The sequence below is a fragment of the Streptomyces sp. URMC 126 genome (assembly GCF_051386555.1).
In the GTDB taxonomy this organism is placed as follows: Bacteria; Actinomycetota; Actinomycetes; order Streptomycetales; family Streptomycetaceae; genus Streptomyces.
In genome coordinates, this window is sequence record NZ_JBPQTX010000966.1 from 1 (window position 1) to 263 (window position 263).

The following is a 263-nucleotide window of genomic DNA, read 5'->3' on the forward strand; positions in this document are numbered from 1 at the left end:
GGGCCGGCTGACACGCGACAAGCACTACGAGGTCGATGAGAAGAAGCGTACGGTCTCGATGCTGGAGCGCGGTATCGAGGAGGTGGAGGACCGGCTCGGGATCGAGAACCTGTACGAGTCGGCGAACACCCCGCTGATCTCGTACCTCAACAACGCCATCAAGGCCAAGGAGCTGTTCAGGCGGGACAAGGACTACGTGGTCATCGACGGCGAGGTCCTGATCGTCGACGAGCACACCGGCCGGACCCTGGTCGGACGGCGGT

The 263-nt window shown here is 63.5% G+C and carries 1 pseudogene; it reads left to right on the top strand.

What is annotated here, in order from left to right:
- Window positions 1-263, top strand: a pseudogene (locus ACSNOK_RS34695) (hypothetical protein); the annotation flags it as partial.